The organism is Burkholderia sp. WSM2232, assembly GCF_000472545.1.
GTDB lineage: Bacteria > Pseudomonadota > Gammaproteobacteria > Burkholderiales > Burkholderiaceae > Paraburkholderia.
Map to the genome: position 1 here is coordinate 75104 of NZ_AWZV01000010.1, position 13058 is coordinate 88161.

General features: G+C 60.8%; 13 protein-coding genes. 7 read left to right on the plus strand and 6 right to left on the minus strand.

Annotation, left to right across the window (positions count from 1 at the left end; genetic code table 11):
• The first annotated feature begins 48 nt into the window (after positions 1–48).
• The 5 genes from F757_RS0110440 (at position 49) to F757_RS0110460 (ending at position 6068) form a co-directional block, all read left to right on the plus strand.
• Positions 49–1419, plus strand: a complete 1371-nt coding sequence (locus F757_RS0110440; RefSeq protein WP_027211345.1) for an MFS transporter — start codon at positions 49–51, stop codon at positions 1417–1419.
• A gap of 65 nt (positions 1420–1484) precedes the next feature.
• Positions 1485–2522 carry an L-idonate 5-dehydrogenase gene (locus F757_RS0110445; protein ID WP_027211346.1) on the plus strand — a complete coding sequence of 346 codons (1038 nt, stop codon included), beginning with the start codon at positions 1485–1487 and terminating at the stop codon, positions 2520–2522.
• Between the two features lie 71 nt (positions 2523–2593).
• A complete protein-coding gene (locus F757_RS0110450; protein ID WP_027211347.1) occupies positions 2594–3892 on the plus strand; it encodes an MFS transporter in 1299 nt (432 codons plus the stop codon).
• A gap of 30 nt (positions 3893–3922) precedes the next feature.
• Positions 3923–4768 carry a GntR family transcriptional regulator gene (locus tag F757_RS0110455; protein ID WP_027211348.1) on the plus strand — a complete coding sequence of 282 codons (846 nt, stop codon included), beginning with the start codon at positions 3923–3925 and terminating at the stop codon, positions 4766–4768.
• A gap of 427 nt (positions 4769–5195) precedes the next feature.
• Positions 5196–6068 carry an AraC family transcriptional regulator gene (locus F757_RS0110460; protein WP_027211349.1) on the plus strand — a complete coding sequence of 291 codons (873 nt, stop codon included), beginning with the start codon at positions 5196–5198 and terminating at the stop codon, positions 6066–6068.
• A 287-nt stretch (positions 6069–6355) separates the two neighbouring features.
• Here the strand turns inward: F757_RS0110460 and F757_RS0110465 are convergent, their stop codons facing one another.
• A complete protein-coding gene (locus tag F757_RS0110465) occupies positions 6356–7756 on the minus strand; it encodes an MFS transporter (protein ID WP_027211350.1) in 1401 nt (466 codons plus the stop codon).
• A gap of 82 nt (positions 7757–7838) precedes the next feature.
• A complete protein-coding gene (locus F757_RS0110470) occupies positions 7839–8648 on the minus strand; it encodes a shikimate dehydrogenase family protein (RefSeq protein ID WP_027211351.1) in 810 nt (269 codons plus the stop codon).
• 143 nt (positions 8649–8791) lie between these two features.
• Between F757_RS0110470 and F757_RS0110475 the strand changes: the two genes are divergently transcribed.
• Positions 8792–9565, plus strand: coding sequence for an IclR family transcriptional regulator domain-containing protein (locus F757_RS0110475; RefSeq protein WP_027211352.1), 774 nt, complete (start codon positions 8792–8794; stop codon positions 9563–9565).
• A gap of 315 nt (positions 9566–9880) precedes the next feature.
• On the opposite strand, the gene F757_RS0110480 is transcribed toward F757_RS0110475, so the two are convergent.
• The 3 genes from F757_RS0110480 to F757_RS0110490 form a co-directional block, all read right to left on the minus strand.
• A complete protein-coding gene (locus F757_RS0110480) occupies positions 9881–10696 on the minus strand; it encodes a carboxymuconolactone decarboxylase family protein (protein ID WP_027211353.1) in 816 nt (271 codons plus the stop codon).
• The gene (locus F757_RS0110485) at positions 10674–11072 is read right to left on the minus strand and encodes a (R)-mandelonitrile lyase (RefSeq protein ID WP_198021384.1); all 399 of its coding nucleotides are present in this window, start codon (positions 11070–11072) and stop codon (positions 10674–10676) included. Before F757_RS0110485 ends, F757_RS0110480 begins: the two co-directional genes overlap by 23 nt.
• A gap of 86 nt (positions 11073–11158) precedes the next feature.
• A complete protein-coding gene (locus F757_RS0110490; RefSeq protein WP_027211355.1) occupies positions 11159–11569 on the minus strand; it encodes a (R)-mandelonitrile lyase in 411 nt (136 codons plus the stop codon).
• A 103-nt stretch (positions 11570–11672) separates the two neighbouring features.
• Here F757_RS0110490 and F757_RS0110495 point away from each other — a divergent pair, with 103 nt between their 5' ends.
• Positions 11673–12569, plus strand: a complete 897-nt coding sequence (locus tag F757_RS0110495) for a LysR family transcriptional regulator (protein WP_027211356.1) — start codon at positions 11673–11675, stop codon at positions 12567–12569.
• 119 nt (positions 12570–12688) lie between these two features.
• On the opposite strand, the gene F757_RS33300 is transcribed toward F757_RS0110495, so the two are convergent.
• Positions 12689–13042 carry a cyclophilin-like fold protein gene (locus F757_RS33300; protein WP_027211357.1) on the minus strand — a complete coding sequence of 118 codons (354 nt, stop codon included), beginning with the start codon at positions 13040–13042 and terminating at the stop codon, positions 12689–12691.
• Positions 13043–13058 lie beyond the last annotated feature (16 nt).

A 13058-nucleotide genomic window follows, 5' to 3' on the forward strand; every position in this document is an offset into this window, starting at 1 on the left:
CAATTCCCAAGCTGCATCGACAGATAAAACGACGGCCAGGAGACAGGCATGGCAGACAGGCAAACCAGTGCGATGTTGCGGCGCGTCGCCGCGGCATCGACAATCGGCACCGCCGCCGAGTACTACGACTTCTTCGTGTACGGCACGGCCGCCGTGCTCGTGTTCGGCGCAAAGTTCTTTCCGTCGGGCGATCCGCTGATCGGCACGCTCGCGGCATTCGCGACCTATGCGGTGGGCTTCGTGGCGCGACCGCTCGGCGGCATCGTGTTCGGGCATTTCGGCGATCGTATCGGACGCAAGAAGGCACTGATCGTTACGATTCTGATTGTGGGGCTGGGGACGTTCGCCATCGGTCTGTTGCCGGACTATTCGCAGATCGGCATCTGGGCGCCTGCGTCGCTCATTCTGATTCGCGTGCTACAAGGCTTTGGCGTGGGCGGCGAGCAGGCGGGCGCGGTGCTGCTGACGGCGGAATATGCGCCGCCTCGCGAACGCGGTTTCTTTGCAAGTCTCGTGCAACTTGGCGCGCCGGCTGGATTCCTGATTCCATCGGGCCTCTTCGCGCTGCTGAGCGCGACTCTCACGCATGAGCAACTGCTTGACTGGGGCTGGCGCCTGCCGTTTCTCGGCAGCATCGTACTGGTGGTGGTCGGCCTGTATATCCGGCTTCGCACGGAAGAATCGCCGATCTTCGCCTCCATCCGCGAGACGAAGGCCGTCGAGTCGCGGCCAGTGGTCGAAGTGGTCAGGCAATTTGGCCCGACCATTGTGAAAGGCGTCGGCGCGAAGTTGATCGAGGCGTGCACGTTCGCGATGTACACGATGATCGTTCTCGCCTATGGCCGCGCGCATAACATCAGCGAGAGTTTGCTTCTGCAGACGATCATCGTGGCAGTCCTGCTCGAGTTAATCGCGATTCCGCTGGCAGGCGCGTTATCGGACCGCATTGGCCGGCGCACGACTTTCATCGCGGGCGCAGTGCTGCAAGTGCTGCTCGTCGTGCCGCTCTTTCATGCTATCGACAGCGGCAACCGCATTGCAATTCATGCGGCGATGATTCTTGCCATTTCCGTGGGCCACGGCCTCTGCTATGCACCGCAGGCGTCGCTGTTCCCCGAACTCTTCCCTGCACGCGTTCGGTGCAGCGGCATAGCGCTCATCTGGCAGATCGGATCGCTGATCGGCAGCGGCGTGCTGGGGCTCGTCGCGGTCAAGCTGATCCAGGCGACGCACGGAAACCCGATCGGTTTGATCATCTATGTCGTCTTGCTCGGCGTCATTTCTGCCGTGTGCATGTTTCTTCTCCCCGAGACGGCCCCTGCGCGGCGCGGCGGTGATCTTCACGACTGGGGCACGACGCGGCACGAGCCGGCATCACACGAAGCACGAGCCTCTACCGCTTTCGCTGCGCGCCATTAGGCAAGCCGCACTGCGCCAACACGCGTGCGAGTACGCACGCAGCACCTTGATACGGGATCACGACCATGTTTGCAGCCGTTCTCCACGAACCGAAAAAACTTCTCATCGACGAACTCGATGCGCCGCAGCCACAAGCTGACCAGGTGCAGATACGCGTGCGGGCCGGCGGCATTTGCGGCTCCGATCTGTCGTACTACTTCAAAGGCAGGAGCGGTGATTTCGCGGTACGCGAGCCGTTCGTGCTTGGGCATGAAGTGGCGGGCGAAATCGCGGCGCTTGGTGAGGGCGTGAGCGGCTTCACTGTCGGTCAGCGCGTCGCGGTGAATCCCGGGCTCAACTGCGGCCTCTGCCGATACTGCGTGAAGGGCATGCCGAACCATTGCCTGAACATGCGCTTCATGGGCAGTGCATCGACGTTTCCGCACATGCAGGGCATGTTCCGACAGTTCATCGCGGTGAGTGCTCGTCAGTGTGTGCCCGTCCCGGACGCGCTCGATTTCGCGCAGGCGTCGATGGCGGAGCCACTGGCGGTGGCTCTGCATGCGCTGCGGCTCGCGGGTTCGCTGGTCGGCGCCAAGGTGCTGCTAGTCGGCTGCGGACCCATCGGCTGCATCCTGCTCGCGGTGGCCAAACGCGCGGGAGCACATCGCATCGTGGCGCTCGATCTCGCGCGAAAGGCGTTGCAAATGGCGCAGACGCTCGGTGCCGACGAAACCGTGCTCGCGACGGATCAGGCTCGCATCGATCAGTGGGCGCAGCAGCGCGGCACGTTCGATGTCGTGCTTGAAGCCTCGGGCAGCACGGCGGGCCTCGACACTGCACTGCGGGCCGCGCGTGCGGGCGGCACCGTCATTCAGGTTGGCAATCTGCCGGCGGGACAGTCGCCGGTGGCCGCGAATCTGGTGATGTCGAAGGAACTGCGCTATCAAGGTTCGTTCCGCTTCACCGACGAATACGCCGTTGCCGCCGAAGAACTGGGTGCGCACAAGATCGATCTGCGCCCGCTAATGACGCATTCTTTCCCGCTAGAAGACGCGAACCGCGCGTTCGAAGTCGCGCGTGACCGCACGCAGTCCATGAAGGTGCATTTGCATTTCGACTAACCGCATTACGTTCACTTTTTCCCATGAACCGCCCGCACAGAGAAGAGGCGGATCAACTGGAGACACACACCATGATCAAGAGCCAGCGATGGTTCGTCGTCGGCCTGCTGTTTCTAGCGGGCGTCATCAATTATCTCGATCGCGCGGCGCTTTCTATTGCCGCGCCGCTGATCCAGAAAGACCTGAATTTCTCGCATGCGGAAATGGGCATCGTCTTCAGCAGCTTTTTCATCGGCTACGCGTTGTTTAACTTTATCGGCGGCGTGGCGTCCGACAGGTTCGGCGCAAAGAAGGTGTTCGGCGGCGCAATGGGCGTCTGGTCGATCTTTTGCGGCGCGACGGCGCTCGCGAGCGGCATCGTCTCATTGATCGTGCTGCGCGTGCTGTTCGGCATGGGCGAGGGGCCCTTCAGTTCGTCGAACAGCAAGATGGTGAACAACTGGTTTCCGCGTCGCGAGGTTGCGAGCGCGATCGGCGTGATCAGTGCGGGGACGCCGCTCGGCGGCGCGCTCGCGGGGCCCGTCGTCGGCTACATGGCGATCCAGTTCGGCTGGCGCTGGGCATTCGTCGCGATCATGATGTTCGGCCTTGCGTGGCTCGTGCTCTGGTCGATGACGACAACGGAGCAGCCGCAGCAAAACCGGCGTGTGACACCAGCCGAACTCGAACTGATCGTGGCGGGCCAGCAGCAGGCGCCGTCGATGGAGCACGCGCCCAGTGGCAAGCAGCCGGGACTCGGCTTCTATCTGAAGCAGCCGGTCATTCTGGCGACCGCTCTCGCATTCTTCTCCTATAACTACGTGCTGTTCTTTTTTCTGTCGTGGTTTCCGACCTACCTGACGGAAGCGCACCACATGTCGCTGCACGACATGAGTATCGCGACGGTGATTCCCTGGTTGCTCGGCAGCATTGGCCTCGCAGCAGGCGGCTTCATCACCGATTACGTCTTGCGGCTGACCGGCAAGCCGTTGCTGTCGCGGCGCATAGTACTGACGGTTTGTCTCGGCGTTGCTGCCGTGTGTGTCGGCTTCGCGGGACGTGTGCAGAGCATGCAGGGCGCAGTCGCACTGATGTCGGTGTCGATCTTCTTCCTGTACGTCACCGGTTCTGTCTACTGGGCGGTGATTCAGGATACAGTGCGCCGCGAAAACGTGGGCGGCGTCGGGGGATTCGTGCATCTGATCGCCAATCTTGCGGGCGTGATCGGACCGGCCGTGACCGGTTTCATCGTTCAGGCGACGCGCGGCGCTTACGGGAGCGCGTTCATCCTCGCAGGAGCGATCGCCGTGATCGGCGCGGCCGTTGCGTTTGCGTTCATCCGTGAGCCCAGGTCGCAAAAAGAACCGCGAGAGCGTAAGCTAGTATGGTAGGTTCGCACGATCATTTCTGATAGACCCGGTATGGACACGAAGACAGCAAGCCCGAAGGCCGCATCGCGGCGCGCAAAAGGAACCGCCGCGCTCACTGTGGTGTCGCCCGCCGCGAGCCGCGCACGCACGGCGCCTGGCGACGCGAAGACGTCGCTGCGCGGCGCGCTGACGGGTTTGTCGCTCGAATCGCACGAGCCGATCGGCAAGCAGATTTTCCGCTCGTTGCGCGAGGCGATCTTCACCGGCTTGCTTGCGCCCGGCGCTCCGCTTTCGGAAAAGGAGGTGTCGGAACTGTTCCAGGTTTCGCGGCAGCCGGTTCGGGAGGCATTCATCAAGCTTGTCGAGGCGGGCGTGCTGCAGGTGTTGCCGCAACGCGGAACGTTCGTAAAGCGGATTTCGCCGCGAAGGGTGCGCGAAGGGCGTTTCATTCGCGAGGCAATCGAGGCTGCAGTGGTACGCAAGGCGGCCGACGTGATCACGGACAAGCAACTTGCCGAGCTTGCCGCGAATCTGCGTGAGCAGAAGGCCGCGTCCAGGCTGAACGACACTGCCGCGTTTCTCGCCTGCGATGAGCAGTTTCACTTTCTTATCGCACAGTCCATCGATTGTGTCGCGGCATGGGAGACGATTCAGGACATCAAGGCCCAGATGGATCGGGTGCGCTATCTGAGCCTGCATGAAGTTTCGCCGCTCGATCTTCTGATAAAGCAGCATGCGCTGATCGTGAACGGGCTGAAGGCGCATGATCCCGACGCTGCGGAGAGTGCGATGCGCGCGCATTTGCGCGAGATTCTGGTGTCGCTGACGCCGGTCGCGAAGCTCAACCCGGACTGGTTCGAGCCGGACGAGCCCGCAGATGCCAGTTTGACGTGGTGAGGCTTGAGTGTTTGCCATCGCAGCGCCGATGACTGATTGTCGAAGCGTAGCGGTCAGCCCATCCAGGACACTGCGTGAAGTTTTTTCCGCCACGGCCGGCGCCAGTCCTTCATTGAAGTGATGCGGCCGTATTCCGTCGTACCGGTGCGTGGCAACCGGCATCAAGGTGTCCTTCCGCGATCCACCGCATCCCTGGCAACGTCGCCGGAACGGACACACGAATGCGCCAGATCGTTGACAATCCATCCGACTGTCGCGCCAGCCTTGACAAAACGGGAGCCAGTCCTGGCTACTCGACTCCTGCAAGACCGGCCTGGTGAGCAGGGGCCTGATCGAACCACCGTCTGAAGATGAGCAAGAGCGGCTAGGTGCGATGTCTCGACCATGAGCGACCATAACGCCAGTCGCACGATTCAATATCCAGACCATGCAAGCTCAAGTTGACACCACGCGCGCTTACACGAAGCGCTTCGATGCCGTACTCGCGTACATTGAAATGAACCTCGATGGCGACCTGTCGGTGGAAGCGCTAAGTCGCGTCGCGAACTTCTCGAAGTTTCATTTTCATCGACAGTTTGCCGCTTATGTGGGAGTGCCAGTCGCACGCTTTGTGCAACTGATGCGATTGCGCAAAGCTGCACACCGTTTGGCTTCACGTGAGTTCTGTTCAGTGCTCGATGCCGCGTTCGACGCGGGCTTCGACAGCCCCGAAGCGTTCAGTCGTGCTTTCAAGCGCGCATTCGGCACGGCACCGAGTTCGTTTCGACAGCATCCGAACTGGCAGATCTGGAGTGCGGCTTTTGTCATCCCCTATCTTTCGAGGAAACTCACCATGCAAGTACAAATTGTCGATTTCTCAGAAACGCGCGTCGCCGCGCTTGAACACTGCGGACCTGTTGGGCTCGTCAACGAGAGCGTGCGCAAGTTCGTTGACTGGCGCAAGCAAAGTGGGCAATCCCCGATTGCATGGAGCAGAACTTTTGGTATCCCGCGCAATAACCCTGACACCGCGCCGGCAGATGCATTCCGCTTTGACATTTGCGGAGAAATCGACGAGCCGATTGCGTCGAACAGCTACGGTATTCGCGAACTTGTCATTCCCGGAGGGCGATGTGCGGTGGTTCGACACGCCGGATCGACCGACCACGTCGGCGAGACAGTCTATCCGATCTATCGCGACTGGCTTCCCACAAGTGGAGAAGAACTTCGCGACCATCCACTGTTCTTTCACTACCTGAGCGTCTTTCCGGAAACGCCGCAGGAGCAGTGGCAAACCGACATTTATATCCCACTCGTGTAACTGGAGACGATCTGCAGCGGTGATCTTGTGATCGCCGCGTTATGAACAGCTATCGGAAGATGCGAAGGTGAGGCCGGGTACATGCGACCTCGTCGATCCATGTTCCAGCTCAAGGCAGCCAACAGTGACGGCCAGGAGCGGCCGCTGCGCTTTTCAAAAAAAAGCCGGCTCAGGCGAGCCGGCTGAAAGTTCTGGCCATCCGAGGGCCGTGCCAGAACTGAGACAGCGTGCAACCACGTCGTGGCCGCTACGATGGACCTATCGTTTAGCGCGAGAATCGCGGGCGTTCAACGGGCACGAGTGACAGCCGCTGTCCGCTTGCTGCTCTGCACGGCGGTCTTCGCATAGAGACCCGCAGATGATGGACGGGAGCCCAGTTCATCGAGCGGTGTGCGATACGTCTCCCGCGCCGTCCATGCGGCGAGCGCCGCGAGGGTTGAGATGACGAGCGTCGCGGTACCGATCACCAACGGAATGTCGTTCGTGCCAGGCGGTGCAATCGCCGCGAACATCGAAGGCAGGAGGGCCGTCAGCGCCATGCCGATGTTTTGCCCGATCGACATCGCCGAAACGCGAGTGCGGGTCGGGAATAGCTCAGGCATGAAGCTCGGAAACACAGCGTTGAAGCCCTGGTAAATCACGCCCCACATGAGCACCGACGTGACGATCGCCAGAGGCGCATTCTTCGCGCTGATCGCGTACAGATAAGCGTAGGAAAGCAAGCCCGCGCCCACAGAACCGACGACCACGGGAATGCGTCGCCCGATCCTATCTGACAGCTTTCCGACGAATGGGATCACGATTACCGCGACGATGTTGCCGACGAACGGAATCACTAGATACGTGTTGGCGTGAAAGCCGATTCCGTAGGATGGCTGCACTGCGTAGGCTGCGCCGAAGATGGTGGCGACCATCGCAATGACCGCGGCAAGCGCCATTATCGCGATGCGCACGATATCGCGCCAGTTCTCGCGCAGTGCAATGGTGACAGGTGATGACGGGACGCCGCCCTGTGCACCCTCCTGCACGAACGCCGGCGATTCCGCTACCTTACGCCGGATAACGAAGCCCGCCACCAGCACCAGTGCACTGAGAAGAAACGGAATGCGCCAGCCCCACGACGCGAAGTCCTCCGCCGGCATGTAATACGCCAGAGGGATGAAGATAGCCGCGGCGAAAATCTGCCCCGCCTGCGTGCCCTGCAAGGCGAAGCTCGCATAGAACCCCCGCTGGCCGAAGGGCGCCTGCTCGAGGATCATCGAACTGGCGCCGGAAATCTCGCCGGCCACCGCGAAGCCCTGGACGAGCCGCAGCAGCACCAGTGCGATCGGTGCCAGAACGCCGACCTGGTGATAGGTCGGCAGAAGGCCGACGAGAAAGGTCGACGCGCCCATCAGGAACATGCACAGCAGCAGCAGATGCTTGCGTCCGTGCGTGTCTCCCCGCCGTCCAAGGATGAAGCCGCCGATAGGACGCGCCACGTAGCCGACACCGTAGGTCGCGAGTGAAGCGACGATCGCCAGCTTTGGATTTCCGGCCGGAAAGAATAGTTGCGGGAACACCATCGCCGCGGCCTGCGCGTAGATGAAGAAATCGTAGTACTCGAGTGCGGAGCCGATCCAGCCGCTGGCAGTCGCGCGCCGGGTTTGCTGCGTGGTTGGACTTGCTGTCCTGCTTGTGACCTGCATGTGTGTCTCCTCTATGGTTCTTGCTGTGTTGCATCTGAACCCGCGCGCATTCGCAGATGCGGCGCGAAGGCTCGTGATCCGCTCAGATGTGCAGCGGCGTCATGTTCATGAACGCACCGAGATGCCCGAGTTGCGCCAGCGCCATTTCACCGCCGGTCTGTATGCGGCATCCCGCTGCGCGGGCCGTCTCGAGGAAAAGGGTGACGTCCGGCGAGGTCACGACGTCCGCCACGAGGCTGCGGGGGTTAAGGGTGGCCAGCAGCGGATCGGGGAGGGGCAGGCTTTCGTTGCCCGTCATTCCAACCGGCGACGCATTGACGACCAGATCGAACAGGTCCAGCGATGCATGCGCGGCACCAGTCGTCACGTGCGGAAAGTGAGTTGCCAACAGCGCGGTGAGTCGATCGAGGCGGGCGTGGTCCGGGTCGATTAGCGTGATGGCCGCTATCCCATGCTCGCATAGCGCCCAGGCTATGGCGCTGCCCACGCCCCCGGCGCCGATGACGAGCGCCCGCGCCCCGCGGGGCTCGAAGCCGTGGCCGCGTGCCGCATTCATGAACCCGTCGCCGTCGACCATGTCGCCAATTAGCGTGCCGTCGGATTCCCGGCGAATCACGTTGACGCACCCGAGCGCCGCCGCCCGTTCGCTCAAACGGTCCATGCGTCTGGCCATGTCCTGCTTGTACGGCACGGTAACGACACATCCGCGCAGATTGCGCCACGCGCGCATGGCGTCGATGAAATGATCGACGGAGCCTCGGTCCAGATCGACCGGAATCATCGACGCGTCCTTGCCGTGACGCTCGAACCACGAATTGAAGTTATGCGGCGACTTCACCTGCGCGACTGGGGACCCGACGATGGCCAGGAGTTCGGTCGTACCGCTGATCATGTTGCGCCCTCGATGACGTTGATGAACGGCGATGATGCAACCACCCGGTGGCTACGGGCAACGCCACAAACGAACGAGTAGCCCGGCAATCGCCTTTGCGATGCGATAATCGCACTCTGGCAACGCATCGATAGAGGGAGACCATGCACACTCCGCGAATTCGCGAGCGGGATTTGATCGTCGGGCTTCAGAAAGGCCTCGCGCTCATCCAGTTGTTCACAGATGAGAGTCCCAGGCTGAGCGTGCCCGAAGCGGCGCGGCTGGCAGGCATGACGACGAGTGCCGCGCGGCGTTTTCTTCTCACTCTCGTTCATGACGGTTACGCTCAAACCGATGGTCGCCATTACTGGCTTGCGGCCAAGACCCTGCGGCTCGGACAGGCCTATGTGGATTCGGCGCGCTTGCCGCGCATGCTCAGGCCGATCGTCGAGAAGGTCGCCAGCGAAACACGTGAACACGTTTCCGTGGCGGTGCGCGATGGCGATGAGGTCGTTCATATCGTCCGAAGCCGTGTCGCCAACGTCTCTTCGCTTTCGATACGACAGGGATATCGGCTGCCAATGTACTGCACGGGCAGCGGCCGCTTATGGCTCGCCTCCGAATCCATCGAAGAGGTGGACGAGTATCTCGGACGTGTAGCGCTGCAACGTTTGACGCCGTTCACGCGCACGTCGGTGCGCGATATCAAGCACGAGGTCGAGCGGGTTCGAACGCAGGGATACGTCGAACTCGACCAGGAGTACGAAGTCGGCATGCGCATTCTCGGCGTGCCTCTTACGAACCGTAACGGCGAGATGCGCGCGAGCTTGACCATCACGATGCAGGTGTCGACGATGACCCAGGCGGAAATTCGCGAACGGTACCTCCGATTCTTGTATGAAGGCCAGGCTTTGCTTCGTCCGATAATCGACGTTTGATTCCACCCGCAGGGAATCCTTGGGTTTCCGATAGCCTTCGAATTTTTACCCGTGCGCTGGCTAGCGTGTCGCCCATGCCGTGCGCACGGGGGGCGACGCGACATTGTTCGTCGTGGGGCGGGACTCGGCTATTTCCGGCCACTCGTTTGGCGGTTCCAGGCGTCGGTCCAATGGCCGCTTGCCGTTCATGTTCTCGCTCATGACTTACCTCCATGTTGTTCATGCCTGCACGTCGGTGCCAGCGAGCGGAGGCTCGGGCAAATGCGCCGGTTGAGATCGGAGTTTGTGCCTGATGGTGTTCGTGCGGCTCGACGACTAGCCCGGCCGCTTTGACAAAACATCTTTGAACACAGGCATCGCTGAGAAGACGTTCGGCCAGCCCGCGTAGAACGCGAGCTGTGTCAGCACTTCAGACGCCTCGGCTTTGGTGAGCCCGTTGTCCATCGCACGATTCAGGTGATACGGAATTTGCGCAACCTGACCATTGGCAACCAGAGCGCTTACGGTAACGAGGCTCCGGTCGCGCGGTGCGAGTCCGGGACGCAGCCAAAGGTCGCGAAACAGTGCATCCGTCGTGTATTCAACGACGCCGGGCGCAACTGCGCCGAAATTTTCCTGAACCATCTCGGCTCGCTGCTTCTCGGCCGCTTCGTTCAACGGCAGAAGCTCAACATCGGCGGGGGCGAGTTCGCCGGAACTAATGGCACGTTCGTCGAAAACCTGCTGGGCGATCTGCGAAGCAGCCGTTGCATTCGCCCACCCGGAATAGAAAGCCAGGTGTGCAATCATTTCGGAAATCTCTGCGGGCTTCACTCCGTTATCGAGCGCAAGACCGAAGTAAAACGGCATCCCGGTGGTTTGATTGCGGGCGATGAGCACGGACAGCGTCACCACACTCCGGTCGCGTGCGGAGAGTTGGGGCCGCTTCCACAAACCGCCGAACACGGTCTGCTTTGTGTACCGCTCGAACGCCGGAGAACCCGACTTCGAATAGGCAGATGTAATCGGTTCTTGCATCGTTCTCATCCTTTGCGAATCAGCGCAGGCGCTCATAAATGCCGCCATGCCAGCTACAACAACGACGTGCACGATACGGCGCGCCTGCGAGTCACGGTTGACGATATTGCTCATCAGTTACCTGTTCGAGCCAGTTGACGTTCTTTCCATCCAGGGCTTCCTGTAGAGCCACATGTGTCATGCCGGTGGTGGACGTTGCCCCATGCCAGTGCCTCACGCCCGGCGGAATTGACACCACATCACCGGCGAGCACCTCGTGCTTTTCGTGGCCCCACTGCTGTACCCATCCTCTGCCCGACGTAATGAGCAACGTTTGCCCGAGCGGATGCGTATGCCAGGCGGTACGGGCACCGGGCTCGAACGTCACCAATCCACCGGACAAACGAGATGGCGCGTTGGACTGGAACAGCGGGTCGATGCGCACTTGACCTGCAAAGCGTTGCGTGTCGCCTGATACGGAAGGCTGCGCGCCGCTGTGAGCCACTGTGATTGATTTGCTCCCGGTGTCTGCAGCAAAGGCCGAGAAGGACGCGGATAGCAGCACCGCAATGGCGACGGTCGTCGATGCGCGCTTGCTCACTGCTGCTCACCGCTCGCGAGATACTGCTGTTCTGTCACCTTCTGTAGCCACTCGACATTCTTGCCCTCGAGTGCTTCCTGAATGGCGATGTGAGTCATCGCCGTGGTGGATGTCGCGCCATGCCAGTGTTTATGGCCCGGCGGGCACCAGATCACGTCGCCCGCACGAATCTCAACCCGTGCTTCGCCTTCACATTGAGTCCAGCCGCATCCCGCCGTGACGAGAAGCGTCTGCCCGAGCGGATGGGTGTGCCACGCCGTGCGCGCGCCCGGCTCGAACGTAACGGCAGCGCATGACACTCGCGCCGGCGGCGGAGGAGCGTTGAGCGGATCGATTCGGACGGTACCGGTGAACCATTCCTCGGGGCCTTTCATTGATGGCTGTGAGCCAGCGCGTTTCAGTTGCATGAGTTCCTCGCTGATGTCAAAGATGCACTGACCATAATGTAAGCCTTGGTCGAGCCATCGACTAGGTGGCAAAATCGGGATGCCCTTATGCACAGGAGCATTAATGAAGGAAGACTTCAACGACCTCGTCGGTTTCATCACCGTTGCTCGCGAGCGCAATTTCACCCGCGCGGCGGCGCAACTGGGTGTTTCGCAGTCGGCGCTAAGCCGAACCGTGGCAGGCTTGGAGCGAAGCATTGGTCTGCAACTCCTAACTCGAACAACACGCAGCGTCTCGCTAACTGAAGCGGGCGAAAAATTGCTCTCTGCAATCCGGCCCCGGTTCGACGAAATCGAGGCAGAAGTCGCTGCTTTACGAGGAATGACAGATCGGCCGAGCGGCACGGTGCGTATTACCACCACGGATTACGCCGCAAACACGTATGTCTGGCCGCGGTTGCAGGCTTTGCTTCGCCAGTATCCTGAACTCAAGATCGAGTTGGTGAACGACTACGGCCTGACCGACATAGTGGCCGATCGCTTCGACGTCGGCGTGAGGCTTGGCGACCAGGTCGCTAAAGACATGATCGCTGTGCGCATTGCGCACGACATGACGATGTCGATCGTGGGTTCGCCAGGCTACCTCAAGTCGAGGCCTCAGGCCAGGAGGCCGCAAGACCTCACGCTGCATAGCTGCATCAATCTGCGCTTGCCAACGCGAGAATCGTTACTGCCTTGGGAGCTATCCAAAGGCCGGCGCGAATTACAAGTCAGAGTCGAGGGTCAGCTCACGTTCAACAACGTCTATCAGATAGTTGATGCGGCCCTTGCCGGTTTTGGCCTTGCGTACGTGCCGAAGGACCTGGTCGAGCAGTACGTCCGCGCTGGAAAGCTTGACTGGGTACTCGAAGATTGGTACCCGACCTTCGTTGGACATCACGTCTACTATTCGACCGGGCGAAAGTCTTCGCGTGCGGTCCAGCTTGTAGTCGACGCGCTAAAGGCGGGTTATCAAATTTAGCATTGGAGATTGAACAAGACATGGTTTCTTGAGCGCTGGCTGTAATGACCGGCTCTGGACCGGTCGTTTCGCAGGTGAAGGGCCGCTTCGCTATGCTATCGCGCCGTGGACATCGGCGGTCATTCACTGGCCCGCTCGATGGTGGCCTCAAACGCAGACGCTTCGCGAAGCGCGTCGACTCCAGCAACAACGGTTCCCAGGTTGATGAGCGACTTCGAATAACCGAAGTCCCGATAGAACACCGCGATGTTGCCCCACGGCGCGTAATAAGCAATCGTTCCCACTGACGGATCAAATCCGTCCGGTGCATTGGTCACCGAAAGCTTTCGCGGCAGGTAAGCGATCTTCTCCGTGGCGTGGTAATCCTCGAAGCTCAGTTTCAGGGGCAGTTGAGCCATCAGGTCGCGGCTGGTCGGATTGTCGTCGAGTTTCGCAATGACGGTCTTGTCTGCGAACTTGATGGCTATGTTCATCGTATGTCCGTTGAGC

Bases quoted from the DNA above. Each gene is read 5' to 3' on its own strand.
- F757_RS0110440 (WP_027211345.1), top strand. From the start codon at position 49: ATGGCAGACAGGCAAACCAGTGCGATGTTGCGGCGCGTCGCCGCGGCA.
- F757_RS0110445 (WP_027211346.1), top strand. From the start codon at position 1,485: ATGTTTGCAGCCGTTCTCCACGAACCGAAAAAACTTCTCATCGACGAA.
- F757_RS0110450 (WP_027211347.1), top strand. From the start codon at position 2,594: ATGATCAAGAGCCAGCGATGGTTCGTCGTCGGCCTGCTGTTTCTAGCG.
- F757_RS0110455 (WP_027211348.1), top strand. From the start codon at position 3,923: ATGGACACGAAGACAGCAAGCCCGAAGGCCGCATCGCGGCGCGCAAAA.
- F757_RS0110460 (WP_027211349.1), top strand. From the start codon at position 5,196: ATGCAAGCTCAAGTTGACACCACGCGCGCTTACACGAAGCGCTTCGAT.
- F757_RS0110465 (WP_027211350.1), bottom strand. From the start codon at position 7,756: ATGCAGGTCACAAGCAGGACAGCAAGTCCAACCACGCAGCAAACCCGG.
- F757_RS0110470 (WP_027211351.1), bottom strand. From the start codon at position 8,648: ATGATCAGCGGTACGACCGAACTCCTGGCCATCGTCGGGTCCCCAGTC.
- F757_RS0110475 (WP_027211352.1), top strand. From the start codon at position 8,792: ATGCACACTCCGCGAATTCGCGAGCGGGATTTGATCGTCGGGCTTCAG.
- F757_RS0110480 (WP_027211353.1), bottom strand. From the start codon at position 10,696: ATGAGCAATATCGTCAACCGTGACTCGCAGGCGCGCCGTATCGTGCAC.
- F757_RS0110490 (WP_027211355.1), bottom strand. From the start codon at position 11,569: ATGCAACTGAAACGCGCTGGCTCACAGCCATCAATGAAAGGCCCCGAG.
- F757_RS0110495 (WP_027211356.1), top strand. From the start codon at position 11,673: ATGAAGGAAGACTTCAACGACCTCGTCGGTTTCATCACCGTTGCTCGC.
- F757_RS33300 (WP_027211357.1), bottom strand. From the start codon at position 13,042: ATGAACATAGCCATCAAGTTCGCAGACAAGACCGTCATTGCGAAACTC.